The organism is Paenibacillus sp. G2S3 (genome assembly GCF_030123105.1).
Taxonomy (GTDB): domain Bacteria; phylum Bacillota; class Bacilli; order Paenibacillales; family Paenibacillaceae; genus Paenibacillus_AQ.
The window spans coordinates 4,152,019-4,176,761 of sequence record NZ_CP126095.1 but is presented as its reverse complement, the minus strand read 5'-3'; the positions used below and the strand labels follow the sequence as shown (position 1 = coordinate 4,176,761).

The 24,743-nt window shown below is 43.5% G+C and carries 28 protein-coding genes; all 28 read left to right on the top strand.

The window, feature by feature from the left end; all coding sequences use genetic code 11:
• The first annotated feature begins 2 nt into the window (after positions 1 to 2).
• The gene (gene fliG / locus QNH28_RS18270; protein ID WP_042128934.1) at positions 3 to 1,019 is read left to right on the top strand and encodes a flagellar motor switch protein FliG; all 1,017 of its coding nucleotides are present in this window, start codon (positions 3 to 5) and stop codon (positions 1,017 to 1,019) included.
• Positions 1,012 to 1,860, top strand: coding sequence for a FliH/SctL family protein (locus QNH28_RS18265; RefSeq protein WP_283907937.1), 849 nt, complete (start codon positions 1,012 to 1,014; stop codon positions 1,858 to 1,860). The genes fliG and QNH28_RS18265 overlap by 8 nt, the downstream gene beginning before the upstream one ends.
• A complete protein-coding gene (fliI, locus tag QNH28_RS18260; RefSeq protein WP_280818170.1) occupies positions 1,829 to 3,166 on the top strand; it encodes a flagellar protein export ATPase FliI in 1,338 nt (445 codons plus the stop codon). Before QNH28_RS18265 ends, fliI begins: the two co-directional genes overlap by 32 nt.
• A 9-nt stretch (positions 3,167 to 3,175) precedes the next feature.
• Positions 3,176 to 3,619: a flagellar export protein FliJ gene (gene fliJ / locus QNH28_RS18255; protein WP_283907936.1), complete on the top strand. Its 444-nt coding sequence runs from the start codon at positions 3,176 to 3,178 to the stop codon at positions 3,617 to 3,619.
• Between the two features lie 39 nt (positions 3,620 to 3,658).
• Entirely contained in the window at positions 3,659 to 4,579 is a 921-nt protein-coding gene (locus tag QNH28_RS18250; protein WP_283912198.1) for a MotE family protein, read from the top strand.
• A gap of 24 nt (positions 4,580 to 4,603) precedes the next feature.
• The gene (locus QNH28_RS18245) at positions 4,604 to 6,085 is read left to right on the top strand and encodes a flagellar hook-length control protein FliK (RefSeq protein ID WP_283907935.1); all 1,482 of its coding nucleotides are present in this window, start codon (positions 4,604 to 4,606) and stop codon (positions 6,083 to 6,085) included.
• 32 nt (positions 6,086 to 6,117) lie between these two features.
• Positions 6,118 to 6,615, top strand: a complete 498-nt coding sequence (locus QNH28_RS18240) for a flagellar hook capping FlgD N-terminal domain-containing protein (RefSeq protein WP_283907934.1) — start codon at positions 6,118 to 6,120, stop codon at positions 6,613 to 6,615.
• Positions 6,612 to 6,998 (top strand): TIGR02530 family flagellar biosynthesis protein, encoded by a 387-nt coding sequence (locus QNH28_RS18235; RefSeq protein WP_076119556.1) that lies wholly within the window; start codon positions 6,612 to 6,614, stop codon positions 6,996 to 6,998. The genes QNH28_RS18240 and QNH28_RS18235 overlap by 4 nt, the downstream gene beginning before the upstream one ends.
• A 103-nt stretch (positions 6,999 to 7,101) precedes the next feature.
• The gene (flgG, locus tag QNH28_RS18230; RefSeq protein ID WP_283907933.1) at positions 7,102 to 7,920 is read left to right on the top strand and encodes a flagellar basal body rod protein FlgG; all 819 of its coding nucleotides are present in this window, start codon (positions 7,102 to 7,104) and stop codon (positions 7,918 to 7,920) included.
• 89 nt (positions 7,921 to 8,009) lie between these two features.
• Positions 8,010 to 8,234, top strand: a complete 225-nt coding sequence (locus tag QNH28_RS18225; protein ID WP_042128923.1) for a flagellar FlbD family protein — start codon at positions 8,010 to 8,012, stop codon at positions 8,232 to 8,234.
• Positions 8,231 to 8,698 (top strand): flagellar basal body-associated FliL family protein, encoded by a 468-nt coding sequence (locus tag QNH28_RS18220; protein ID WP_042128920.1) that lies wholly within the window; start codon positions 8,231 to 8,233, stop codon positions 8,696 to 8,698. The genes QNH28_RS18225 and QNH28_RS18220 overlap by 4 nt, the downstream gene beginning before the upstream one ends.
• Positions 8,699 to 8,737: 39 nt before the next feature.
• Positions 8,738 to 9,736, top strand: coding sequence for a flagellar motor switch protein FliM (gene fliM / locus QNH28_RS18215; protein WP_042128918.1), 999 nt, complete (start codon positions 8,738 to 8,740; stop codon positions 9,734 to 9,736).
• Positions 9,726 to 11,027, top strand: coding sequence for a flagellar motor switch phosphatase FliY (fliY, locus tag QNH28_RS18210; protein WP_283907932.1), 1,302 nt, complete (start codon positions 9,726 to 9,728; stop codon positions 11,025 to 11,027). Before fliM ends, fliY begins: the two co-directional genes overlap by 11 nt.
• Before the next feature lie 26 nt (positions 11,028 to 11,053).
• Positions 11,054 to 11,419 carry a response regulator gene (locus tag QNH28_RS18205; protein WP_036688523.1) on the top strand — a complete coding sequence of 122 codons (366 nt, stop codon included), beginning with the start codon at positions 11,054 to 11,056 and terminating at the stop codon, positions 11,417 to 11,419.
• 9 nt (positions 11,420 to 11,428) lie between these two features.
• The gene (locus QNH28_RS18200) at positions 11,429 to 11,956 is read left to right on the top strand and encodes a flagellar biosynthetic protein FliO (RefSeq protein ID WP_283907931.1); all 528 of its coding nucleotides are present in this window, start codon (positions 11,429 to 11,431) and stop codon (positions 11,954 to 11,956) included.
• Positions 11,953 to 12,714, top strand: coding sequence for a flagellar type III secretion system pore protein FliP (gene fliP, locus QNH28_RS18195; protein WP_042128910.1), 762 nt, complete (start codon positions 11,953 to 11,955; stop codon positions 12,712 to 12,714). The genes QNH28_RS18200 and fliP overlap by 4 nt, the downstream gene beginning before the upstream one ends.
• A gap of 21 nt (positions 12,715 to 12,735) precedes the next feature.
• Entirely contained in the window at positions 12,736 to 13,005 is a 270-nt protein-coding gene (fliQ, locus tag QNH28_RS18190) for a flagellar biosynthesis protein FliQ (protein ID WP_036688516.1), read from the top strand.
• Positions 13,006 to 13,014: 9 nt separating this feature from the next.
• A complete protein-coding gene (gene fliR / locus QNH28_RS18185) occupies positions 13,015 to 13,800 on the top strand; it encodes a flagellar biosynthetic protein FliR (RefSeq protein ID WP_283912197.1) in 786 nt (261 codons plus the stop codon).
• 22 nt (positions 13,801 to 13,822) lie between these two features.
• Complete coding sequence (gene flhB, locus QNH28_RS18180) at positions 13,823 to 14,917, top strand: flagellar biosynthesis protein FlhB (protein ID WP_283907930.1); 1,095 nt, start codon at positions 13,823 to 13,825, stop codon at positions 14,915 to 14,917.
• A 17-nt stretch (positions 14,918 to 14,934) separates the two neighbouring features.
• Complete coding sequence (gene flhA / locus QNH28_RS18175) at positions 14,935 to 16,968, top strand: flagellar biosynthesis protein FlhA (RefSeq protein ID WP_283907929.1); 2,034 nt, start codon at positions 14,935 to 14,937, stop codon at positions 16,966 to 16,968.
• Positions 16,965 to 18,356, top strand: coding sequence for a flagellar biosynthesis GTPase FlhF (gene flhF, locus QNH28_RS18170; protein WP_283907928.1), 1,392 nt, complete (start codon positions 16,965 to 16,967; stop codon positions 18,354 to 18,356). Before flhA ends, flhF begins: the two co-directional genes overlap by 4 nt.
• Positions 18,353 to 19,234, top strand: coding sequence for a MinD/ParA family protein (locus tag QNH28_RS18165; RefSeq protein ID WP_283907927.1), 882 nt, complete (start codon positions 18,353 to 18,355; stop codon positions 19,232 to 19,234). The genes flhF and QNH28_RS18165 overlap by 4 nt, the downstream gene beginning before the upstream one ends.
• 33 nt (positions 19,235 to 19,267) lie before the next feature.
• On the top strand, positions 19,268 to 20,599 hold the full coding sequence (locus QNH28_RS18160; RefSeq protein ID WP_283907926.1) for a protein-glutamate methylesterase/protein-glutamine glutaminase: 1,332 nt from the start codon (positions 19,268 to 19,270) through the stop codon (positions 20,597 to 20,599).
• Between the two features lie 34 nt (positions 20,600 to 20,633).
• Positions 20,634 to 22,706, top strand: a complete 2,073-nt coding sequence (locus tag QNH28_RS18155; RefSeq protein ID WP_283907925.1) for a chemotaxis protein CheA — start codon at positions 20,634 to 20,636, stop codon at positions 22,704 to 22,706.
• A gap of 27 nt (positions 22,707 to 22,733) precedes the next feature.
• Entirely contained in the window at positions 22,734 to 23,195 is a 462-nt protein-coding gene (locus tag QNH28_RS18150) for a chemotaxis protein CheW (RefSeq protein ID WP_042128895.1), read from the top strand.
• 36 nt (positions 23,196 to 23,231) lie between these two features.
• Positions 23,232 to 23,825, top strand: a complete 594-nt coding sequence (locus QNH28_RS18145) for a chemotaxis protein CheC (protein WP_481858397.1) — start codon at positions 23,232 to 23,234, stop codon at positions 23,823 to 23,825.
• A complete protein-coding gene (locus QNH28_RS18140; RefSeq protein WP_283907923.1) occupies positions 23,818 to 24,315 on the top strand; it encodes a chemotaxis protein CheD in 498 nt (165 codons plus the stop codon). Before QNH28_RS18145 ends, QNH28_RS18140 begins: the two co-directional genes overlap by 8 nt.
• A gap of 2 nt (positions 24,316 to 24,317) precedes the next feature.
• Entirely contained in the window at positions 24,318 to 24,728 is a 411-nt protein-coding gene (locus tag QNH28_RS18135) for a hypothetical protein (RefSeq protein WP_349654996.1), read from the top strand.
• Positions 24,729 to 24,743 lie beyond the last annotated feature (15 nt).

Below are 24,743 nucleotides of genomic sequence, written 5' to 3'. Positions count from 1 at the left end.
TAATGGCAAAGGCTAGTCAGCAGGGGCTTAGTGGCCGTCAAAAGGCCGCGATCCTGCTTATCACACTAGGGCCCGAGGTATCGGCGCAAATATTTAAACATTTAAGAGACGAGGAGATTGAGCAACTAACTCTTGAAATTGCCAATGTCCGTAAAGTGGACAGCAGTGAAAAAGAGTCGATCATGTCTGAGTTCCATCAGATATGCCTCGCCCAGGAATATATATCACAAGGCGGTATTAACTACGCCAAAGAAATTCTGGAGAAAGCGCTTGGTTCAGCAAAAGCTATGGAGGTCATTAATCGTCTGACCGCGACTTTGCAGGTTAGACCCTTCGATTTTGCGCGTAAGGCTGATCCAAATCAGATTTTGAACTTTATCCAGAATGAGAATGTCCAGACTATCGCACTAGTATTGTCTTATCTGCAATTCGAACAAGCTGCTGCTATTCTCTCCTCATTACCTCAAGAGAAACAGGCGGAGGTGGCTAGAAGAATTGCTGTAATGGACAGCACCTCTCCAGAGGTCATTACACAAATTGAACGAGTGCTGGAGCAGAAGCTTTCTGCTACAGTAACTCAGGATTATACAAATGCTGGCGGTATTGAATCGATCGTACAAATCTTGAATGGAGTAGACCGGGGGACAGAGCGCACGATTCTGGATTCTCTCGAAATTCAAGATCCGGAACTCGCCGAGGAAATCAAGAAGCGGATGTTCGTATTCGAGGATATTGTCAATGTGGACAATCGTTCGATTCAGCGTATTATTCGTGATATTGATAATGCGGATCTGCAACTTGCTCTCAAGGTTGCAAGCGAAGAAGTACGAGATGTTATCTTCCGGAATATGTCCAAACGTATGGCAGAGACTTTCCGAGAAGAAATGGAATATATGGGCCCAGTGCGGTTGCGTGATGTAGAAGAAGCACAAACACGTATTGTAGGTACGATTCGCAGACTCGAAGAGTCTGGAGAAATTATCATCGCTCGTGGCGGAGGAGATGACATCATTGTCTAAGCTGATTAAGCACTCTCAGTATGTTCCAGTTGATGTACTGAAAAGATTGGAGCAGGCCCGTCACTATGCGGGCCTAACTGAGGAGCCCGTTCCAGAGGAGACTGTAAACGAGACTCACTATCATGATCCTGCACGTGAAGAGGCAGAAGTGGCACGTAAGCAAATGCTTAAAGACGCCCAAGAATTTGCTGAAGAGCAGGTTCGAAATGCCTCTCTAGAAGCGGAACAGATTGTTGAATCCTCAAAAGCGGAGGCTGAAGAGTGGTGGAAAGAGCGGCGTGAGCAGGATGAACATCTGGTTGAGGCCGTCAAAGCCGAGGCTTATCAGCAAGGGTATCAGGAAGGTGTTACTCAAGCTGAACAAGAGATGAAGCTTAAAGTTGCAGCAATGATGGATGAAGCACGTGCTGTTTTAACTGAGGCCTATAAGGCGAGAGATGTCATTATTCAGGAAGCTGAGCCTTTCTTGGTAGAGCTAAGCTGTGATATTGCGGAGAAAATTGTGGACAAACAGCTAACTGTAGAACCACAGTTTGCAATGGATTTGATTCGGAAGAATCTAGCTCGCAAACGTGAGCAAGGGCTGATCTCGCTGTGCGTATCACCTGCGCAGTTCGCTTTCGTAAACGCAGCAAGGGAAGAATTGTCATTAGCGGTTGACTCGCAGGCTGAACTACAGATCTTGCCTGACTCGACGGTGAAAGATCAAGGTTGTGTAATCCGCTCCTCCTTTGGCAGCATAGATGCCCGAATTGATACTCAGCTCGCAGAAATCAAGAAAGAGCTGGTTAGAATCGCGCTGGACACCGATGAGCAGAGAAATGGGGAAGAAGATGCTTGATAGTAACCGTTATAAGGAGCAACTTCGTAATCTCGATCCGGTAAGGATCAATGGGAAAGTGACGCAGGTTATCGGTCTTATGGTCGAATCGGAGGGACCTGATGCTAGCATTGGAGATGTGTGCTATATCTATCCTTCTAAAGGAAATAAGCCGCTGCAAGCTGAGGTCGTTGGTTTCCGTGACAACAAGGTGCTATTAATGCCACTGGGAGAACTGCAGGCTATTGGACCTGGTTGTGATGTAGTGGGTACAGGTAAGCCGCTTAGTGTACAGGTGGGATCAGAATTACTGGGTAAGGTGCTGGATGGTCTAGGACAACCACTTGATGGTTCTCTTATCCCAGCTCGTATGCCACATAGTTCGACCTTTAACATTCCGTCCAATCCACTCAATAGACCACGAGTGCAAGAACCCATTAGCATCGGAGTAAGAGCGATTGATGGCTTGCTAACCATTGGTAAAGGACAGCGGGTGGGGATTTTCGCTGGTTCGGGGGTCGGCAAAAGTACGCTTATGGGAATGATTGCACGTAATACATCGGCCGATGTTAATGTTATCGCTCTGATTGGGGAACGTGGCAGGGAAGTGCTGGATTTTATCGAACGCGATTTGGGACCTGAGGGTTTGCAGAGGTCAGTCGTTATAGTTGCTACTTCTGATCAGCCCGCATTAATTCGAATTAAAGGAGCACTTATTGCTACAACGATTGCTGAGTATTTTCGGGATCGTGGACTTAATGTGATGCTCATGATGGATTCGGTCACTCGTTATGCTATGGCTCAACGTGAAGTTGGACTTGCAGTCGGGGAGCCTCCAGCTATGAGAGGTTACACACCATCGGTGTTTGCAAGCTTACCTAAACTACTAGAACGCGCCGGAACTGGTCCTACAGGCTCTATCACAGCTTTTTACACTGTGCTGGTTGATGGTGATGACATGAATGAGCCGATCGCTGATGCAGTGAGAGGAATACTCGATGGACATATCGTTCTTAATCGAAGTATTGCGAATAAAGGGCATTTTCCAGCAATAGATGTGCTTTCCAGCATTAGTCGTGTAATGAAGGATATTGCGCCAGAAGAACAGATCGCCGCAGCAGAGAATGTGAAGCGACTAATGGCCGTGTATAAGGATTCAGAAGATTTAATTAATATTGGTGCTTATCAGAGGGGCTCGAATGCTCAAATTGATGAGTCGATGGAATATATAGACAGTATTTGGGAATTCACCAAACAAAAGGTGAATGAAAAAGTTACGCTGGCTGAAGTTCAACAGTCTTTAATTTCACACTTCTCGAGGAGTTGATTCAGTATCATGAGATTTCATTATACTTTTCAAAAAGTCGTTGACTTGAAGGGCAATGAGAAGACACAAGCAGAATGGATGCTCTCAAGCGCACTTGGAGAATTGCAGGCTCAGGAAAGAAGCCTGGATGAACTCACCTTTCAGCGGAGCGCTATCATGTTATCCCTACAAAATGCCGCAGAACAAAAGGCACCTATGGCGAAGATTCGTGAAATGCAAGAATATGTAGAATACCTGGATAAATGCATTGCCCGTAAACATACGGACATTAGAAGTGCACATCAGGAAGTCCTGAAGAAGCAAGATCAGTTAAGTACTAAGGTATTAGACGAAAAAGTATGGTTAAAGGCAAAGGATAAGGCTGAGACTCAGTTTCAGCAAAGTATGATTTTACGGGAACAAAACGAACTGGATGAGATGGCAACCGTCCGCTTCGCGATGAAATCCCTCTAACCCGGGAGGTTTCCGCTAGTGGCTAATATTGATAATGACATGGAACTTGAAAATGAAGGGTCAGCGGGGAAATTTGAGCGGTTCTTATTTCTAATGATACCGATTATCTTCACGCTAGTACTGCTTGGAGTACTGTTGACGCTTTTTAATATGGACATTCGTAATAACGTGCTTGAAGTTGCGAATAAAATTCCGATTCTGGAAAAATGGGTTCCTGATCCGCCAACAGATCCTTCTAAACCGAAGGAAGAAAGCAAAAAGCAGGAAGTGAGCTCAAACTCAACGATTAAGGAGCTCAAAGCTCAGCTTGCTCAACAGGAAGAGAACTTGAAAAAGGTAACTGACGAAAAAACAGCTCAGGATACCAAGGTTCAGGCGCTGGAATCCCAAATTGAGGGAATGAAGACGGAAGCTGCTGCAGCTGCTGAGGCAAGCACGGAGGAAACAGAAGACCCTTATCAGAAGCAAGTTTCTGATCTGGCGAAGCTGTACGCGGGCATGAAAGCTTCCAAAGCTGCACCGATTATGGAGAATTTGACTACAGAAGAAATGGTGCAGATATTCAGCGTAATGAATAAAGCGAGTAAAACTGCGATTCTGGAAAAAATGGATCCTCAAAAAGCGGCAGATGTCACGATTAAGTTGAAAGAAACTACTTCTTCGAGTGATATGGCTATTGCTGCTCTTCAATCTAGATTGAAAAAAGAAGCAGGCACTACTCAAACTACTAAAACTAGTACGAATCTGGATAAGGAAAAGTTGAACCAAACCTTTAGTTCAATGACGCCTGCCAATGCAGCTTCTCTACTAGGAGAAATGTACAAGATTAGCCCTGATAAAGTAGTAACGATTATGAATACCGTAAGTGATAGTGTTCGTTCTTCGATTTTGGGAGAAATGACTAAAAATGATAGTGCACAAACTGCGAAGATTGTTAATCGTTTGATGGGTGCTAAATAAATATTGAAAGGAGGTGAAAATAATATGAGTTTAGTTGTTCAATCGCTTGTGAGCGCAAATACAACAGCTGCAAGTGGTAGCTCATCGACTTCTACTGGCACAACAGCTGCTGTACCTTTCGCTCAGACATTAGTGCAAACTATGGGTGGAAACACAGCTAACCCCACATCGGTACCTACTGATCCGTTACTAGGAAATCTAGCATCTTTATTGCAAGGACTTTTAAAAGAAGTGCAGACGACTGGTGAAGATCAAGGGGGACAGGACACGCAGAATTCTGATCTCATCGAGAAGCTAACTGCTGATGTCGAAAATCTGGATGAAAGCATCAATAGCGATCCTGCTATGCTGGTAGCTTTGCAAGCTTGGCTTCTTCAGGTATCTGCTCTTCTATCAGGAGGTCAAGCGACTGAAGGTGATGCTGCATCTGATGCCGAATCGGCAGGAAGCTTATCGCCGTTAGCACAGAATGCGGATACGCTGCGATTTGCTGTTCAAGATGATTTGCAAAGTTTAGTTACTATGGTTCAAGAAGCTGCAGTCAGTGGGAACGAGGAAGCTGCTAGTAAAGGGATAAGCCTGTTAAATAATTTTACGGCAATACTTGAACAGACCTCCGCTAACGCTAATAAGGGGAAGGGAAAGATCTCCAGTTTAAATGATAGTTCTGGTGTATCTGTACAACAACCTGTTGTGGCTGAAAGCAACGGAAATACGACGGACAAGACTATTCAAAATCTAAGTAATAACCGTGCTGGAGAAGCTGCTGTAAGTAAAAATGAGGTAGTCCTAACTTCACCTTTGACCTCAGGGGCTGTTCAAGACTCAGAAGCAGAGCTTACGAACGCTCCGTTGATTAAAGCTAGTGCAACTGGAGAAACGAAACAGTCAGAATCAGCTCAAGATTCCACATCAGGAACTACTATCATAGAAGGAGATCATGAGGTTGTAACTGCTGGTCAACTAGCTCTTAGGGGAGGGATTACTGCTCCGTTGAAAGCTGAAGTTCCAGTAGCTCCTGTACCCGTTCATCAGTTTGCACAGGAAATGACCGGTTTTATTACAGGTAAATTGGAGATTGTGCAAAAAGGCGGAGTAGCTGAGGCTACGATATCACTCTTTCCAGAAAATCTCGGACAAGTAGATGTTAAGATTACTATGCAAAACGGCCATCTGGTTGCACAGTTTATGACTGAACATTCCGGAGCTAAGGATATGTTGGAACAGCAGATGAACCAGCTTCGAGCGGCATTGCAGTCTCAAGGCCTCCAAGTAGAAAAATTGGAAGTCACACAAAATAATACCCCCCTCAATTCACAATGGGGTCAAGAAGGACGCCAACCTGGTTCTGGAAGTGGTCAGCAGGGAAGACGCTCCAAAGAAAGACGTGAGGAAGCTAATGATGCCATTCTTGCCGCAGAGCTAAATGGTGAATGGAAAGATTGGGTTTCAAACGCAGGTCAAGAAGATGAGAATCAAGGGAACTCCTTCTCTGCTAAAGCTTAAACTTATCACAAATGAAAGAGAGGTGAACGGTTATGACGACAACAACTCCTCCTGTTTCTACCAAAGACCAGTGGAATTATACAACTCCTGAATCTACTAAAACAACAGGGAATTCCGTATTGGGTAAGGATCAGTTTTTGAAGATTTTGATCACCCAGCTGCAGAATCAAGATCCGATGCAGCCGATGCAAGATAAAGAATTTATTGCTCAAATGGCACAGTTTACATCTGTTGAGCAGCTGATGAATATCTCTACACAGCTTACATCAATGAATCAGTCTCTTGGCTCAGTATCCGGCTTGATTGGTAAAGATATCACATGGACGGATACCGCCACAAATCTACCTAAGACAGGGAATGTTGAATCAATCGTTGTCAGCAAGGGGATTCAATATGCGGTTGTGGGGAAAGACAGAATTGCTTTAACCGATATTACACAAATTCAGAATCCCGCAACAACAGAGAATGGTTCTGGTACAGAAGATAGTAATACTCCGGAGAATAACGGAGGAAGCGAGGCGACAATATGAGTGACAGGCTGACCATAGGCCAACTGTATCCTGCGTCGTCCCTACATTCCTCAACGTTACAGCGATCTTCGATACCGAAGCAGACTGTGACTGGAGAAGCCACCTTTGAGAGCGTACTGCAACAGAAGCTACTAAAATTCAGCAATCATGCTGCTAAGCGTCTTGAACAAAGAGGAATTGAACTTGGAAGCAGACAACTGGATCAGATTTCTTCTGCTGTGGATAAAGCTGCTGCCAAAGGCAGTAAAGAATCCTTGATATTAATGAAGGACTTGGCATTTATCGTAAGTGTCCCGAATCGTACGGTTGTAACCGCTATGGATGGGAATTCGATTAAAGATAACGTGTTTACGCAAATTGATAGTGCAATTGTGATTTCATAACCGGCTGGTCCTAACGGAAAGCCGAGGCGGCCGCTGACCGACTGACGCGGTCCCATTCACTTAGTAAGTTATTAGGACTCTATAATCTGGGAGGACAACACAAATGTTAAGATCTATGTATTCAGGGGTTTCGGGGATGAGAGGCTTTCAGACTAAGCTTGATGTAATCGGTAATAACATTGCCAATGTCAATACAATTGGTTTTAAATCAGGACGGGTTATGTTCAAGGACATTATGAGTCAAACTGTTTCTGGTGTAACTGCTCAAAGTGACGACGGCGCAGGTGGTGTGAATGCTAAGCAAGTCGGACTGGGTGTAAGCATTGCTTCAATTGATACACTCCATTTAGCTGGAAGTGCTCAAACTACTAACAATCCGACAGATTTGCGTATTGACGGAGATGGCTTTTTCCTGGTGAAGCTTTCAGGAGACCAAGAAACACCTTTCTTGACTCGTGCAGGAGATTTCCACATAGATGCTGCGCGTAATCTTGTTACTTCTGATGGACTACATGTGCTAGATTCCGGAGGTGGACTGATTCAACTAGGTGGTGATGTAACAGCATTCTCCATTTCCAATGATGGAACGATAGTTCAGACCATGGCAGATGGAACGACTGAAGCAGGAGTACAGATCGGAGTAGCCAAGGTTACTAATCCTTCTGGTCTAGAGAAAATCGGTGGTAATCTGTACCGTATGACTCTTAATGCGAATGCAGAAGGCGAACTTGTTCCGACTACAGCGAATAATACAGAAGATGGTACAGGGTCGATCATAAGTGGTCAACTTGAAATGTCCAATGTGGATCTTACGAATGAATTTACAGAAATGATCGTATCGCAACGTGGATTCCAAGCGAACTCCCGTATCATTACGACTTCTGATGAAGTGCTGCAGGAAGTTGTTAACCTGAAGCGTTAATTTTATCAATAATTTAATATCTTTTTTAAAGATTAACGCGGAGTCGTGGGGGAGGTACCCCTCCCCCTATTTTTGTTAGGAGGCCTGTTATGATATCGGTAACGAGATTAAATGGAACACCGATGTGGATCAATGCCCTACTGGTAGAAATGGTAGAAGAAAGCCCGGATACATATATTACGCTAGTAACCGGAAAAAGACTGATCGTGCTTGAAAAAGCTGATGAAGTTATTACGAAGATCCGGGATTATAACAGGGACATAGGCACATATGCTGCCACCATTAAAGTCCAGTCAATGGAGGAGCTAACATGAAGAAGATGCTGCCGTGGTTACTTACGATTTTACTTGCGATTACACTTATCGTGATAGCCGCATTTTTATTAATGGACAAGATCTTTCCGAAAGATACGAATGATGTAAATGCTGCGGTTCAAAGTGTGGAAACCAAGCATTTAACTGCAGATGAAATCGTCGAATTAACGGCAGAGATCAAAGATATCAAAACAAATCTTGCTGATCCCGATTATATCGTTCAAATAGATTTCGCCTTCCAACTGAATTCTGCGAAATCAAAGGAAGCATTCGAAAAAATAAAAGAGATCAAAATCAAACCGATAATTATCAAAACGCTTGCAGATACCAAACCTGAGGAGCTTAACGGAGCAAATGGCAAAGATCAGCTAAGCAGCAAACTTGTTAATCTGATCAATAAGACATTGACCGAAGGCAAAATCACTCAGATCGAAGTCACCAAATACCTTTTGGCTTCTATGTAGCTTCAGGCCTGATAATTCTTTGATGGGGGGGTGATTGAATTGGTTGATGTACTATCACAAAACGAAATAGATGCTCTACTTGCTGCACTTTCTTCAGGTGAGATGGATGCCGATGAACTTAAAAAGGAAGAAACTCAGAAGAAGATCCGATCTTATGACTTTAAACGGGCCGTTCGCTTTTCTAAAGATCATATCCGTAGTCTTACAAGGATACATGACAATTTCGCCCGCTATCTTACAACGTACTTTTCAGCCCAATTACGCACCTTCGTGCAGATTAATGTCGTTCAAGTAGAGCAGCTCCCTTATGATGAATTTATACGTTCCATTCCAAAAATGACAATACTGAACATTTTTGAAGCTGAACCTTTAGAAGGTCGAATGGTAATGGAAGTTCATCCAAACATCGCTTTCGCTATGCTGGACAGATTGCTGGGAGGCTTTGGGACAGCACCTTCTAAAATTAATGCCTTAACTGAGATCGAAACAACGATCATGGAGCGTATCTTCAGCAGATGTTTTGAGAGCTTGCAGGAAGCTTGGAAGACCGTGCTGGATATCCATCCGCGCATGGAAGCGCTCGAAACGAATCCGCAGTTCATGCAAATTGTATCGCCCAATGAGACCATTGCATTAATCTCGTTAAGCACCAAAATTGGAGATACAACAGGTATGATCAATCTTTGCATACCGCACGTCGTCCTGGAACCAATAATGTCTAGACTATCTGTTCACCAATGGTTTGTAACAGAGAAGAAGACACGGGATGCAGATGAACTTGAAGCTATTAAAGCAAGAGTTCATAAAGCGAAACTACCGATTGTTGCTGAACTTGGAGAATCGCGCTTATCTATATCTGAGTTTCTTGGGCTTAGCGTCGGTGACGTGATCTCTCTTAACAGGAATGTAGATTCCGGACTCTCGATTAAGGTAGGGGAGAAACTTAAGTTCATCGGAAGTCCTGGAATGGTGAAAGACCGGGTAGCCGTGCAAATAGACGAGATTGTCAGTGAAGGAGTTGAAGAATTTGACGAGTAAAGATTATTTATCCCAAGAAGAAATCGACGCCCTTCTGAGACAATCTGCGGAAGGCTCATTAGCGCCTTCAGAGAAAACGGTAAATGACTATTTAACACCGTTTGAACAGGATGCTTTGGGTGAGATCGGTAATATAACGTTCGGTAGTGCAGCGACAGCTCTTTCCACCTTACTGGGGAAAAAGGTCGATATTACAACCCCTCAAGTTTCAATAATTACACGCGGGGAGTTTGAAGTCGCTTTTCCTAAACCACATGTAGCTGTACACGTGGAATATGTTGATGGATTCCAAGGTATTAATTCACTTGTTATTAAGATTAGGGATGCACAGGTCATCGCAGATTTAATGCTTGGTGGGGAAGGCGAACCTAAGGATGAAGAATTGAATGAAATTCACATTAGTGCTGTGCAGGAAGCTATGAACCAAATGATGGGTTCTTCTGCCACATCAATGTCTACTATATTCAATCGATTTGTTAATATTTCGCCTCCGGGTATCGACATTCTGAATATGTCCAGCGGTGAAGGCGTAGGCAGCTTACCAAATGATGAAACCTTAATTCGTATTTCGTTCCGACTTAAGATAGGAGATTTAATAGACTCTACTATTATGCAGCTCTTGCCTGTCCAGTTCGCTAAGGATATGGTAACAATGCTGCTGGGTGATGTAAGCCCTGCAGCGCAGGAGGCCGCAGTTACGTCGACAGAGACTCCTGCTAAGCCAGCTCAAGAGACGCCTCCTGCAGCTCCTCCAGTGCAACAGACGCCTTCACAGCCCGCAGGAGAAACACCTCCGCCATACCCACCACAGGGGATGCCTGGTTATCCAGGGATGCCAGAAGGCGGATATTATTATCCTCCAGCAGGAATGCCGGCGTATGGCATGCCAGGGATGCCACCCTACGGAATGCCGCCTCAAGGCATGCCTTATGGACAGACACCACCGCTTAGTCCTGAAGCGAATCGTAATGTAAATGTACAGCCTGTACAATTTGCTAACCTTAACGGTGGAGCGTTTGGTCATATTGATGAAAATAATTTAAATTTATTGATGGACATACCGCTTAGAGTAACCGTAGAATTAGGAAGGACCCAGAAGCAGATTAAAGATATTTTAGAAATGTCTCAAGGCTCGATCATTGAGCTGGACAAGCTCGCCGGTGAGCCTGTAGATATTTTGGTTAACAACAAGCTTATTGCCAAAGGTGAAGTCGTAGTTATCGACGAAAACTTCGGCGTACGCGTTACGGATATCGTCAGCCAGTGGGACCGAATTCAGAAATTACAATAAGCATACTTAGGGAGGATTTTGTAAAAATGGCTAACCGAATTCTAATCGTGGACGATGCAGCATTTATGAGAATGATGATCCGTGACATTTTGTCGAAAAACGGATTTGAAGTAGTGGGCGAAGCTCAGGACGGTTCTCAAGCTATAGAGAAATTTAAAGAACTGCGTCCGGACCTCATCACGATGGATATAACTATGCCTGAGATGGACGGAATCGCCGCCCTGAAAGAAATCAAGAAAGTAGATCCGGCTGCTAAGGTTATCATGTGTTCAGCCATGGGCCAGCAGGCTATGGTTATCGATGCTATTCAAGCGGGAGCGAAAGACTTTATTGTGAAGCCTTTCCAAGCAGACCGTGTTATCGAAGCTATCAACAAAACGTTGGGTGTGTAGGAAAGAGACATGTCCGTCAATTCAGAACCGCTCGGTAGCAATAACACCCTGCTGAATTTGCTTAACGTTATTATTGTCCTTGCGGTAATCATTGTACTTATTGTGCTGCTGATCCGTTTTCTTGGACGTCGTAATCAGACCTTTATGAGCGGGCGCTCCATTCGGACGCTTGGTGCTGTAGGGTTAGGACCTAACAAGTCGATGCAGGTTATTGAACTGGGAAGCAGCCTTTACTTAATCGGGATTGGTGAGAACATATCCATCTTGGATAAAGTCACTGATCCAGATGAGGTGGCTTTGATCATTGCAGCATTTGAGGATCAATCCTCTAACCAGAATAATTTTCTCGCACCGCTTATTGCCAAGGTTAAGGTTAAGCTGCGTGGGGAGGTTCCATCAGAGGAAATCGAGCTTAGTGAAACATCATCTTTTTACGAGACACTGCAATCCAAACTTCGTTCTGCACCAGAGCGTAAAGAGAAAATGGAAGAGTTGTTCCGGGATGATGCTACTAAGGATGAGTCGAGGAATTTATGAAAAAAAAGCTAATTCTTGCTATTCTGCTGTTCGGGTTCATTAGTATAGTTATGATGCGGCCGATACATGCTGATCCTATACCTAATGTTAATATTCAGGTCGGTAATGATGGTTCAAGTGGTGGTACCAGTTCCATATCAATTCTTCTTCTCGTTACGGTTCTGAGTATTGCTCCGGCGTTTCTAGTTCTTATGACCAGTTTTACTAGAATTGTAATCGTGCTCGGTTTTGTTAGAACCTCACTTGGTACTCAGTCCATGCCTCCGAATCAGGTGCTGGTAGGGCTTGCTCTATTTTTGACCCTGTTCGTTATGTCGCCTACTTTGGCGCAAGTGAATGAAACGGCATTACAGCCGTATTTGAAGGGGACAATTACACAGACTGAGGCTTTTGATAAAGCTGCTGATCCGATGAAAGAGTTTATGTTTAAACAGACCAATTCTAAAGACCTTTTGTTATTTATGAAATATACCGGTTATACGGGATCGGCTAAACCGGCTACATACAGTGATATTCCACTGACGGTGATGGTGCCTGCTTTCGCAATTGGAGAATTGAAAAAAGCTTTTACAATGGGTTTTTTAATTTTCATTCCATTTCTGATTATTGATATTGTTGTGGCGAGTACGCTGATGGCCATGGGGATGATGATGCTTCCCCCAGTCATGATTTCATTACCTTTTAAAATAATGCTCTTTGTACTGGTAGACGGCTGGTACTTAGTCATTAAATCACTACTTCTTAGTTTTAACACCTGACCTTAAGAGGAGGCATGAGGATTGAGTACGGAGTTTATAATCGGTCTAGCAAGCCAAGCCGTATATTTAGTGCTGGAAGTCAGCGCTCCCATGCTGATTCTTGGTCTGGTGGTAGGGCTAATAATCAGTATTTTCCAAGCTACGACACAGATTCAGGAACAGACGCTAGCGTTTGTTCCAAAAATCGTCGCAGTACTGCTGGCTTTATTGCTATTTGGTCCGTGGATCATCACGAAGCTAATTGACTTTACTAGCCAAATTTTAGGAAATCTTTATATGTATATTGGTTAAGCAATGAACATGGATACCCTATTGCAAAGTTTACCCGTCTTTTTGCTTATTTTTTGTCGAATTACAGCCTTTTTTGTTGTCGTTCCTGTATTTTCTTCTCAAGGGGTACCGACAACTTTTAAGATAGGCATTTCTTTTTTTGTAGCATTGGTAGTCTTTAGTGCTAATGGAACAGGGATTATGATTCCGCAGGATTTTAGTTATATATTGTTGATTATGAGAGAGGTATTAATAGGTTTATTACTAGGTTTCATTGGATATTTGATGTTTATGGCAATTCAGACAGCAGGTTCTTTCATTGATATTCAGATTGGCTTCGGTATTGCCAACGTCATTGATCCTATGACTGGAACGTCAGCACCTATTCTCGGTAATTTCAAATATATGATAGCCCTGCTAATGTTTCTGAGTATGAATGGACATCACCATTTGCTTGATGCCATTGTGTACAGCTATAAATGGATTCCTATGAATAATGATTTATTTCTACGCATGGTTGATGGTAGCTTGTCAGAGTTTCTGGTCCGAACATTTGCGCAGTCGTTTGTATTAGCTTTTCAAATGTCGGCTCCATTAGTAACTGCCCTGTTTTTGACCGATGTTGGTCTTGCTTTTTTGGCGAGAACGGCTCCGCAATATAATGTATTCGTTATAGGGGTTCCACTAAAAATCATTATAGGTATTGCACTTCTTCTAGTGCTGATGCCAGGTCTGGCTGTGCTGTTTCAGAATCTCTTTGAAATCATGTTCGAATCCATGGAGAATTTACTGGGTCTCATGGGGAAGAAGCCGTAGGTGACCGTAAGGGGAGAGTATTATGCCTAAGACGAAGCGTTATAGACTAGATCTTCAACTCTTCGCCGGTGAAAAGACGGAAAAAGCAACCCCGAAGAAACGGCAGGATGCTCGTAAAAAGGGTCAAGTAGCCAAAAGTGCTGAGCTTTCTGGTGCAGTTGTGTTGCTGGCTGCGGTAGTCAGCTTGATGATGTTTGGTGGCTTTATGAAAGAACGCTTCATGAAACTATACATGGATGTATTTCAGAATCGAATGATGCTGGACGTTACGCCTGAGAATATAACGCTGCTATTTAATCAGTATGGATTACAGATCTTGATTTTACTAGCTCCATTACTTGGAATTACTTTTGTTATGGCACTTGTATCCAACTTGGCGCAGGTGGGCTTTATGGCTACAGGAGAGGGGATTACTCCTAAGTTCAGTAAGATTAATCCGATAAAAGGATTCAAAAATATTTTCTCCATGCGTTCGTTTGTAGAATTCCTGAAATCAATATTCAAGCTTCTAATTATTTCTTATCTGGTATATAGCACATTATGGGGAGAAAAGAAGAACTTTGCATCCCTGTCGCATATCAGTGCGGAGGGGATTTTTAAGTTTGCGGCCAAGCTGACGATGAGTCTTGGGTTGAAAATCGGAATTGCCTTGCTAATAATGGCTTTTCTAGACTTTATGTATCAAAAGTATGAGCACGAAAAAAGTCTGAAAATGTCTAAGCAGGATATCAAGGACGAATACAAAAAAATGGAGGGTGACCCTCTAATTAAAGGTAAGATCAGGGAACGCCAACGTAGAATGGCCATGCAGCGTATGATGCAGGAAGTTCCTAACGCGGATGTAATTATTACAAATCCAACTCACTTTGCTGTTGCGCTAAAATACGATGGTTCCAAAATGGAAGCGCCGCAGATTATTGCAAAAGGGCAGGATTATGTAGCACTTCGTATACGGGAGCTGGCTAAAGAACATGGCGTCGTGACTATGGAAAACAAACCGCTGGCACGGGCCTTATTCCAAAGAGCAGAAATTGGTGATGTCGTTCCAAATGATCTGTTTCAGGCTGTGGCTGAAGTGCTGGCATATGTATATAAGCTTAAAGGTAAGAGGAAATAAGGCGGGGGGTTAGGACATTGAAAGCTAAAGATTTATCAGTTTTGTTAGGCATCATCGGTATCGTGCTTATGATGATTCTGCCTATCCCGTCCTGGCTTTTGGACGTTTTGTTAGTCATAAATATCTCTATAGCATTAATTATCATATTAGTTGCTATGAATACGAAGAATGCACTCGAATTTTCGATTTTCCCTTCATTGTTGCTGATTACGACATTGTTTCGTCTGGCACTTAACATTTCAACAACAAAACTGATCTTGACTTACGGAGAAGCTGGTTCAGTAGTTGCCACTTTCGGTAGCTGGATCGCAGGTGGACAAATTGCCGTTGGGTTTATCGTGTTTCTGATTTTGGTCGTGGTGCAGTTTATTGTTATTACCAAAGGGTCAGAGCGTGTAGCTGAGGTAGGAGCGAGATTTACCTTGGATGCGATGCCTGGCAAGCAGATGAGTATTGATGCCGATCTTAATGCAGGCATGATTAACGAAACGCAAGCACGTGAGCGGCGCCGCAATGTTGAGCGGGAAGCGGATTTTTTCGGAGCTATGGATGGTGCGAGTAAATTCGTTAAAGGAGACGCGATTGCGAGTATCATTATCCTTTTGATCAATCTTATTGGCGGATTTATTATCGGGATGGTTGTGCACGGAATGGATTTTGCTACTGCGTTATCCACTTATTCGGTATTGACGATCGGAGACGGTCTAGTCAGCCAAATTCCTGCTTTGCTCATTTCGACTGCAGCGGGTCTTATCGTTACTAGAGCATCATCGGAAGGTAATCTGGCAGAAGAATTAACAGGTCAATTACTGTCCTATCCAAAATTGTTATACATTGTTGCAGTTACTGTTGCTTTTCTAGGTCTCTTCACACCTATACATATGATTACTACGCTCCCGCTAGCTGGTCTGCTGGCTTTTGCAGCCTATAGTATGGGACAAAATTTAAATCGAAAACAGATCGCAGAAGAGCAGCTTGTTGAAGAGAAACAGATTGAAGAGGTACGAAGTCCAGAAAGTGTAATCAATTTACTCTCTGTAGATCCTATTGAATTCGAGTTCGGCTACGGGCTTATACCTTTGGCGGATACAGGTCAGGGTGGAGATTTGCTAGATCGTATCATCATGATTCGACGGCAATGTGCCCTTGAAATGGGTCTTGTAGTGCCTGTTATTCGCATTCGCGACAATATTCAACTAAAACCGAATGAATATGTCATAAAAATTAAAGGAAATACTGTCGGCGGCGGTGAATTATTACTTAATCACTACCTGGCCATGAGTCCTGGTTATGATGATGAATCTATTAACGGTATTGAGACCATTGAACCATCCTTTGGACTTCCTGCGTTATGGATTGACGAATCGGTTAAAGAGCGGGCTGAATTGTCTGGTTATACCGTAGTTGATCCACCGTCAGTTGTTGCAACACATTTGACAGAACTCATTAAGCGGCATGGCCATGAATTGTTAGGACGACAAGAAACTAAGATGTTGGTGGATAACCTTAGAGATAATTATCCAGTGCTTGTCGACGATCTTATTCCTTCTGTATTGGCAATTGGGGATGTGCAAAAGGTACTTGCTAAGTTGCTGCGTGAGAAAATATCGATCAGGGATTTGGTTACTATCTTTGAGACACTGGCGGATTATGGGACGTACACCAAGGATCCTGATATTCTTACCGAATACGTTCGTCAGTCCTTGTCCAGACAGATTACTCAGCAATTCTCGCAAGTAGGAGAGACTCTGAAAGTTATTACGGTGGGACCTAATCTGGAGAAGAAAATTTCTGAGAGTGTGCAACAATCAGAACAGGGCAGTTATCTAGCACTGGATCCAGTATCGACTCAAACGATCTATCAACGATTAAGTGAACAGATCAATCGACTGCTGCAGTCAGGACAACAGCCCATTGTACTCACGTCACCAACCATTCGTATGTATTTGCGGCAGGTGATTGAACGGACCATGCAGGATATTCCTGTACTGTCTTATAGCGAATTAGAGCCTAACATTGAAATACAAAGCGTCGGAGTGGTGAATTTATGAGAGTGAAGCGTTATGTGGTCGATACGATGCCTGACGCCATGCATTCCATTCGCAGTGAGCTTGGAAGCGAGGCCGTCATTTTAAGTACAAAAGAAATCAAAATTGGCGGATTTTTAGGATTGTTTAAAAAGAAAAAAATAGAGGTTGTGGCGGCTGTTGAAAAAGGTCAAAAGGGGGATGCTCCTGAAAAGCCTTCGAAGCCTGCGATGAACATTCCGCGCAGCGCTGTCCCGCAAGCTTATCAAAAAGCTTCATCTGCAACATCTACATCCACCGTCACACTTGAAAAGGCTGAAGAGCCCAGGTCCTTTGCGGAAATCGCTGCAGCCTTATCCGAAGCAATTGATGTAAAGGAATCGACTATAAAGCATCCAGAGCCCTTGGAAGAAACTAAGAATGCTAGTAAGGATCATCTAAAAGCGATTGAAACAAGTTCGGATGAAGTGACATCTGTAACAGCACTTTATGAGTCGCTTGGTCTAGAACAGGCACCCGCAGCTGCTTCAGCCACTGAGAATGATGTTCTTCGTGAGATAAGAGATATGAAGCTTTGGATGGAGCGAATCGCTAGACATTCTTCGGGGTCCAGAGAGTTACCGGACAGTCTTCAGCAGCTTAGAGATCTTTTGATTGAGCAGGAGATGGATACTGTACTTGTTGAAGAGTGGATTAATAATATCTCAGAACGCTGGGCGGATGAAGGGCGTACTTGGGGACCAGAGAAATTTCAGGAGTCCTTGAAAGAACAACTCGATGGGTTCCTGGCAGGTCGAATCGCTGATGGAATTGCACAGGATACTCAAATTGTATATATTGCAGGGCCCACAGGAGTTGGGAAAACCACTACAATAGCCAAGCTTGCGGCTGAACAGCTTTTTAAATACGGTCGCAAGGTTGGTTTTATCACCTCCGATACGTATCGAATTTCAGCTGTGGAGCAGTTGCGTACATATGCATCTATCCTAAATGTTCCGCTAGAGGTCGTTCAATCACCAGGCGATTTACAAAGAGCACTTTTTCGATTAGAGAGTTGTGATCTTGTAATTATGGATACAGCTGGGCGGAATTATCGTAATGATATGCTTGTAGCAGAACTACAAAGCTTGCTTGCAAAAGAATTAAGAAGTGAGACCTATCTTGTGCTCAGTTTGACCTCGAAAAGCCGTGATATGAAATTGATTGCTGAGCATTTCGGCAGGTACAAGCTGGATAAAGTTATTTTTACCAAGCTAGATGAGACGGGAAGTTATGGACCACTCTTTAACGTCCTGAATGATTTCCCTCTCACATTATCTTATATGACCAATGGTCAAAATGTTCCCGACGATTTATTGATGGCTTCTAAAGAACAACTTAGCGAGATGCTTCTTGGAACAGGTGAATCATGATGGATCAGGCACAATCCTTAAGACAGCTTGTATCCAGTCAGGATTCAAAACTAGCTGCAAAAGGGGAAACATCCGCTCGTATCATTACCGTGTGTAGTGGGAAAGGCGGCGTAGGGAAATCGAATTTTACACTTAATTTCGCTTTAACTTTAAAAGCAATGGGAAAGCGAGTATTGCTGTTCGATGCAGATATTGGCATGGCTAACATAGACGTGTTGATGGGTGTGTCGGCGAAGTATAACCTATATCATCTGTTAAAAAGAGAAGCGGATATTGCGCAGATTATTCAGTTAGGGCCGAACGCGCTCCCTTTTATAGCTGGTGGGTCAGGCATGGATGAGTTGTTCTCTCTTTCAGAATCCGATCTTAATTATTTCACAGCTCAGATCGCCCTTATTGCGGACAGCATGGATTATATTTTGTTCGATACAGGTGCTGGCTTATCTAAGGAAACGATGAAATTTATAACCTCTGCGGACGATTGCTTAGTAGTTACAACGCCAGAGCCAACTGCTATAACGGACGCCTATGCTTTAATGAAGGTTGTGAATCGAACGCATCCGGAGATTTCTTTTAAATTGATCGTGAATCAAGCGGGTGATGAGAGAGAAGCTTCAGTGACAAGTGATAAGATTCGTATGGCCGCCAGTCGTTTTTTACAATTAGATGTTTCCTATCTTGGTCATATAAGCTCAGATGCCCATGTGGTACAGGCTGTCAAAAGGCAAACGCCATTCTCATTGGCTTTTCCAAACAGTGCTGCTGCAAAAGATATACATCGGCTAGCCCTAAGTTATTTGACCATAGATGGTAAAAAAGATACAAAAGTTCAAGGCATTAAAGGCTTTATCCATAAATGGTTAAAGCGAAGTAAATAATTGTTCTGAATCTGGAACAGAGGTGGAAATGATATGAAGCCATATAAAGTTTTGGTTGTTGATGATTCTGCATTTATGCGCAAGATCATTTCCGATTTAATTGAAAATGACGCTGACTTTCAGGTGACGGCAACAGCTACAAATGGTCGTGAGGCTATCGAGAAAATAAACAAGCTTCGACCGGATTTAGTTACTATGGATGTGGAAATGCCGGAGATGAACGGCCTGGAAGCGCTGAAAATAATAATGGCGTCAGATCCGCTGCCAGTGATTATGCTGTCAGGCATCAATGAAGAAGGCATGAAGGAAACCATTCTTGCACTGGAATGGGGCGCTTTTGATTTCATTCGTAAACCTTCAATAACTAACTCTCAGGATATAACGGGGGTAGGGGAATCCCTAAGAGAGCAAATGAAAGAAGCTATGTTGGCTCGAGAGCAGCGTGAAGCGCGAGCATCTGCATTTAAGCTGCCTGACATTACGCCTTTAGAGCCATTACTGCCGACTGCAGCGAGGTTGATACCAGACAAACCTAAGGCTGCGTTTAAATCTTCTCTCAAAGATGAAGGAATAAGAAAACCTCGGGGAAAACAGCCAATAGATAGTACAATCCCTAAAAAAACAACTAAACCAATCATCTCTACTAAAACACCGGTATCCGAAAAGAGCAAACCAAAGTCAAAAGTAGAGAGTAAACCAATTCCACCCAAACCGGTGCTAGAAACTAAAGTGGAGGTATCCTCTGATCCTCCGGGACTTTCTAGGGATCGAATGGTTGGTAGCAAGAATTTGCAAAAATTAGTTGCTGTCGGTTGTTCTACAGGCGGCCCCCGTGCACTTAAGGTGCTCTTGGAGAAAATCCCAGCGGATTTCCCGGCTCCTATAGTTATAGTGCAGCATATGCCGCCGAACTTCACGAAATCACTGGCCCAGCGACTGAATACATTCAGTCCGCTAGAAGTGTTAGAAGCAGAGCAGGGGATGATATTACGAAAAGGAGCTGCTTACATTGCGCCTGGAGGCTATCATTTACAAGTTACCCCATCATCTAAAGGGCAATATGCAGTTGTACTCACGAAGGAGGAGGCACGAAATGGCCATCGGCCTTCAGTGGATGTTTTATTCGAATCCTTACTTCCACTCACATCGCTAGATAGGCACGTGTTGCTGATGACAGGGATGGGGAGTGATGGTGCGAGGATGATGAAATCTCTCTATGACTCAGGGGTTACCTCAACTTTTGCTGAAAGTGAAGAGACCTGTGTCGTTTATGGGATGCCGCGATCCGCGGTGGAATTGCAGTGCGTCAAATATGTACTGCCTTTGCAAGAAATTGCTCCAAGGCTAGTGCAAGCCGTTAAATAACGGACAAGCGAACTCGAAGGGGAGGTGCTCTACTATGGACATGAACCAATATTTATCCATGTTTATTGATGAGTCGAATGATCATCTGCAGTCATTGAACGAGAGCATGATGGGGCTGGAAGCGAATCCTGAGGATCTTAGTATCGTACAAGTCATATTCCGCTCTGCGCACACCTTAAAAGGTATGGCAGCGACAATGGGCTTTGAAGATTTAGCTTCACTTACACATCAAATGGAAAATGTGTTGGATCTTGTACGTAATAACAAGCTGCGCATGCAGGATTTCATTTTTGATACGTTATTCAAAAGTTTGGATGCCTTAGAGTCTATGGTTGAGGATATTACTAGAGGTGGCGAAGGTAAAGCAGATGTATCAGCCATTGTCTCATCCTTACAGGCTATTGTTCGGGGTGAGATTCCTGTTGAAGGCGGCGCAGCATCTGTTGGAGCTTCACCTGCTGCACAAGCGGCTGAAACTCCGATTCATTTGGACGAGTTCCAATTTTCAGTTCTAGAACAATCGATTCAGGAAGGGCACCATGCATTGTATGTGGACGTAACGATCCGTAAGGATTGTCAACTTAAAGCTGTACGTGCATACATGGTGTTTGATCTACTCGAACGTTCGGGTGAAGTGGTTAAATCCTTCCCTTCCGTTCAAGATATAGAACAAGAGAAATTTGACCAAAGCTTCTCACTCTATTACATAACCCAAAAAACCGCTGATCAGATTCAGGCCATGATTATGAATTTGTCTGAAATTGATAAAGTAACAGCAGTAGCACTAGATCAAGAATCCTTGAAAATGCTTGGTCAAGAATCGGCAGCTGCCGTGTCAGAGGTTGCTGCAACAGCGACTGAAGTGGAAACAGCTCCTGCTCCAGTAGCATCGGCTAAACCATTGCCAACCAAAGATGAAGGCAATAAGCCAGGAGCAGCCAAAGCAGGAGGGGCACCTTCACGTACGATTCGCGTAGATATTGAACGTTTAGACGTGCTCATGAATCTATTTAGTGAACTTCTGATTGACCGAGTTCGTTTGGAGCAGCTGGCATCAGAGGTTCAGAATGGTGATCTTACGGAAACCGTCGAGCATATGGGCAGAGTAAGCGGAGATCTCCAGAATATTGTGATGAAGCTTCGAATGGTTCCAGTAGATACCGTATTTAATCGGTTCCCACGTATGGTTCGTGATCTAGCTAAGTCGCTGGACAAGAAAGTAGATCTAATCGTAACAGGTGCTGAAACGGAGCTTGACCGGACGGTAATTGATGAAATTGGTGATCCGCTAGTGCATTTATTGCGTAATGCGGTTGATCACGGTATTGAATCCATTGCTGACCGGATTGCCGCTGGTAAACCAGAGACTGGAACAGTCCATCTACGAGCTTTCCACAGTGGAAATCATGTCTTCATTGAAATCGAAGAAGATGGAACAGGCATTTATCCAGATAAGGTTCTAAAGTCTGCTGTGAAAAAAGGCGTGATCACGCAAGAGCAAGCAGCGAATATGACGGATGAGGAAGCTTATCAATTACTATTTGCACCAGGTTTCAGCACGGCAGAAGTTATTTCTGATGTCTCAGGTCGTGGTGTAGGACTGGATGTTGTAAAAGCTAAGATCTCTTCTCTGGGTGGTAATGTAACGATCTATTCTTCACCAGGCAAAGGTACGAATTTCTCAGTTCAGTTGCCACTTACTCTATCTATTATTGCGGCCATGCTTATTCGATTGGGCTCTGAGAAGTATGCCATTCCATTATCCTCTATTGTGGAAACTGGAATCGTGAAGAACACTCAAATTCGTACGATTCATGGCAACAAAATGTTAGAATTCCGGAATTCTCATATTCCACTAGTTTCTCTTAGTCGCCTATTTTCGGTACCTGATTATGATGAGAGTACTGAAGAAGAGACTGAGATCGTAGTTGTGCGTAAGGGAGAACGTCTTGTGGCCTTAGCTGTACAGGATTTTATTGGTCAGAACGAGATCGTCATCAAGAATCTGGGTAAATATTTACCTGAAACACCAGGGATATCTGGCGCAACGATACTTGGAGATGGTCAAGTAGCACTTATTATCGATCCGAACGCTTTTATTAAATAACTAGGATAGAACAGGGAGGTTCATTCCATGGCTGAAGATATTAAAGTGATAGTGTTCAAATTAGGCTCAGAGGAATACGGTATCGAAGTGGAGAAGGTACAAACAATTGAGCGCATGATGCCAATTACCCGCGTACCTAAAACGTATTCTTTTATCAAAGGTGTAATTAATTTACGTGGTGTTGTAATTCCTGTGATTGACCTTCGGGGCCGCTTTGGGATCGAAGAGGCGGAGCACACGGATCAGACTCGTGTAATTATCGTATCTGTTAATGAAATGGAAGTAGGTTTCATTGTAGATTCAGCAAATGATGTAATAGATTTGAACAGAGATTCTATCGATACACCTCCAGATGTTGTTGGCGGCATCAAAGCGAAATATTTAGATGGGGTGGCCAAGATAGGTGAAGAGCGCTTGCTGATCATGCTCAATTTGTCAGAAGTGCTTAACAAAGGTGAAATCGTTCAATTAGAAAGCCTAGAGGGCTAACCTGTGGAATTATTTAAGCACTATAAGGATTTTAAAATGGATGTGCTTAAGGAAGTCGGGAATATTGGAGCTGGAAATGCAGCCACCGCATTATCACAGCTCTTGAATAAGCCAATCGATATGGCTGTTCCCAAGGTACAGCTTCTCAACTTTGAAGAGATTACGGACAAAGTTGGTGGAGCTGAAGAATTAGTATATGCGGTTTTCTTACGTGTAGAGGGTGAAGCTCCGGGTAACCTGTTTTTCATTCTTTCACCGGAAGCTGCTTTGAACTTACTTAGTCGTATTGCAGGTATCGAGATTTTTAGTGACCAAGAACTTGGAGAAATGGAGCTTTCCGCGCTGAGTGAAATTGGTAATATTTTAGCCGGGTCGTACCTATCTTCTCTTGCAGACTTCACCTCACTTTCTATGTATCCAACAGTACCTGCACTTGCCATGGATATGGCTGGAGCCATCCTAAGCTACGGTTTGCTGCAATTTGGGCAAATGGGTGACGATGCATTGTTGATCGATACTACCTTCTTTGAGGGGAAAAACGAAATTGAAGGGCAATTTTTCCTTATTCCCGATCCGGAATCATTCCCGAAAATCTTCAAATCGCTAGGAGTTCCGTTTGAAAATGATTGAAGAACAAAGCATCATTAAAGTAGGGATGGCAGATCTTAACGTTGGAAGCCAGGATAGTTTGATTCGTACAACGGGTCTTGGCTCCTGCGTGGGATTGACATTGTTTGACCCTGGAAAAAAACTCGCAGGAATGGCGCATGTAATGCTCCCTACTTCTGAGATTGCTAGGGAAGGACAATTAAACATCGCTAAATTTGCAGATACTGCAGTGCCGGAGCTCTTATCCCGTTTGCTGGAGCTTGGTGCGGTTCGGAGTCGGATCGTAGCCAAGATGGCAGGAGGATCACAAATGTTTGCCTTTGCCGGGGGGAGCGACACCATGAGGATCGGGCCTCGTAATGTTGAATCTTGTAAACTTGCTCTTGAGCATTTGAAAATTCCGTTAATTGCGGAAGACACGGGCGGCAATTATGGCCGTACGATAGAAATTGCCTGCAACACTGGTGTATTGTTCATCCGCAGTGTGCAAAAAGGCACTAAGGAAATATAAATATGAAGATGATAGGAAACATTTTTATAAACTTGCTGTTTGGTTTGATAGGTTTTGTATTCACATTTTTTGTAACCTACAGTAATAATGTGCTAGGTACTAGTTTATTACGAAGCCTATTAGGATTTATCATCTGGTTTGTGCTTGCTTTTCTACTAAGATGGGTATTGGGTTTTATTATGTATCAATCATCACCTCCGGATGAACAGGATGTTGATGGAGAAGAACTTGGTGCGAAGCTAGACATCAGTACCCCCAATGAGGATGAAGAGTTAATTAACCTACTCAAACCGAAGCCAGGACAAGGTAGTGGGAACAGCGAGGGGTTCAAGCCTCTTACACCTCCAAAACTAGTCTCTATGAAAGATCCTGAAGAATTGGCCAAGGCCGTTCGTCACCTGAAAGAAGAATAAGCGAGCGCTGTGGCG

Excerpts from the sequence above, each read along its gene's own strand:
- fliI (WP_280818170.1), top strand. The coding sequence starts at position 1,829 with ATGAGCAGAGAAATGGGGAAGAAGATGCTTGATAGTAACCGTTATAAG.
- flhF (WP_283907928.1), top strand. The coding sequence starts at position 16,965 with ATGAGAGTGAAGCGTTATGTGGTCGATACGATGCCTGACGCCATGCAT.
- QNH28_RS18245 (WP_283907935.1), top strand. The coding sequence starts at position 4,604 with ATGAGTTTAGTTGTTCAATCGCTTGTGAGCGCAAATACAACAGCTGCA.
- QNH28_RS18140 (WP_283907923.1), top strand. The coding sequence starts at position 23,818 with ATGATTGAAGAACAAAGCATCATTAAAGTAGGGATGGCAGATCTTAAC.
- QNH28_RS18240 (WP_283907934.1), top strand. The coding sequence starts at position 6,118 with ATGACGACAACAACTCCTCCTGTTTCTACCAAAGACCAGTGGAATTAT.
- flhB (WP_283907930.1), top strand. The coding sequence starts at position 13,823 with ATGCCTAAGACGAAGCGTTATAGACTAGATCTTCAACTCTTCGCCGGT.
- fliG (WP_042128934.1), top strand. The coding sequence starts at position 3 with ATGGCAAAGGCTAGTCAGCAGGGGCTTAGTGGCCGTCAAAAGGCCGCG.
- QNH28_RS18145 (WP_481858397.1), top strand. The coding sequence starts at position 23,232 with ATGGATGTGCTTAAGGAAGTCGGGAATATTGGAGCTGGAAATGCAGCC.
- QNH28_RS18225 (WP_042128923.1), top strand. The coding sequence starts at position 8,010 with ATGATATCGGTAACGAGATTAAATGGAACACCGATGTGGATCAATGCC.
- QNH28_RS18165 (WP_283907927.1), top strand. The coding sequence starts at position 18,353 with ATGATGGATCAGGCACAATCCTTAAGACAGCTTGTATCCAGTCAGGAT.
- QNH28_RS18235 (WP_076119556.1), top strand. The coding sequence starts at position 6,612 with ATGAGTGACAGGCTGACCATAGGCCAACTGTATCCTGCGTCGTCCCTA.
- fliP (WP_042128910.1), top strand. The coding sequence starts at position 11,953 with ATGAAAAAAAAGCTAATTCTTGCTATTCTGCTGTTCGGGTTCATTAGT.
- QNH28_RS18250 (WP_283912198.1), top strand. The coding sequence starts at position 3,659 with ATGGAACTTGAAAATGAAGGGTCAGCGGGGAAATTTGAGCGGTTCTTA.
- fliR (WP_283912197.1), top strand. The coding sequence starts at position 13,015 with ATGGATACCCTATTGCAAAGTTTACCCGTCTTTTTGCTTATTTTTTGT.
- QNH28_RS18160 (WP_283907926.1), top strand. The coding sequence starts at position 19,268 with ATGAAGCCATATAAAGTTTTGGTTGTTGATGATTCTGCATTTATGCGC.
- QNH28_RS18200 (WP_283907931.1), top strand. The coding sequence starts at position 11,429 with ATGTCCGTCAATTCAGAACCGCTCGGTAGCAATAACACCCTGCTGAAT.
- fliJ (WP_283907936.1), top strand. The coding sequence starts at position 3,176 with ATGAGATTTCATTATACTTTTCAAAAAGTCGTTGACTTGAAGGGCAAT.
- flgG (WP_283907933.1), top strand. The coding sequence starts at position 7,102 with ATGTTAAGATCTATGTATTCAGGGGTTTCGGGGATGAGAGGCTTTCAG.
- QNH28_RS18220 (WP_042128920.1), top strand. The coding sequence starts at position 8,231 with ATGAAGAAGATGCTGCCGTGGTTACTTACGATTTTACTTGCGATTACA.
- QNH28_RS18205 (WP_036688523.1), top strand. The coding sequence starts at position 11,054 with ATGGCTAACCGAATTCTAATCGTGGACGATGCAGCATTTATGAGAATG.
- QNH28_RS18135 (WP_349654996.1), top strand. The coding sequence starts at position 24,318 with ATGAAGATGATAGGAAACATTTTTATAAACTTGCTGTTTGGTTTGATA.
- QNH28_RS18150 (WP_042128895.1), top strand. The coding sequence starts at position 22,734 with ATGGCTGAAGATATTAAAGTGATAGTGTTCAAATTAGGCTCAGAGGAA.
- QNH28_RS18155 (WP_283907925.1), top strand. The coding sequence starts at position 20,634 with ATGGACATGAACCAATATTTATCCATGTTTATTGATGAGTCGAATGAT.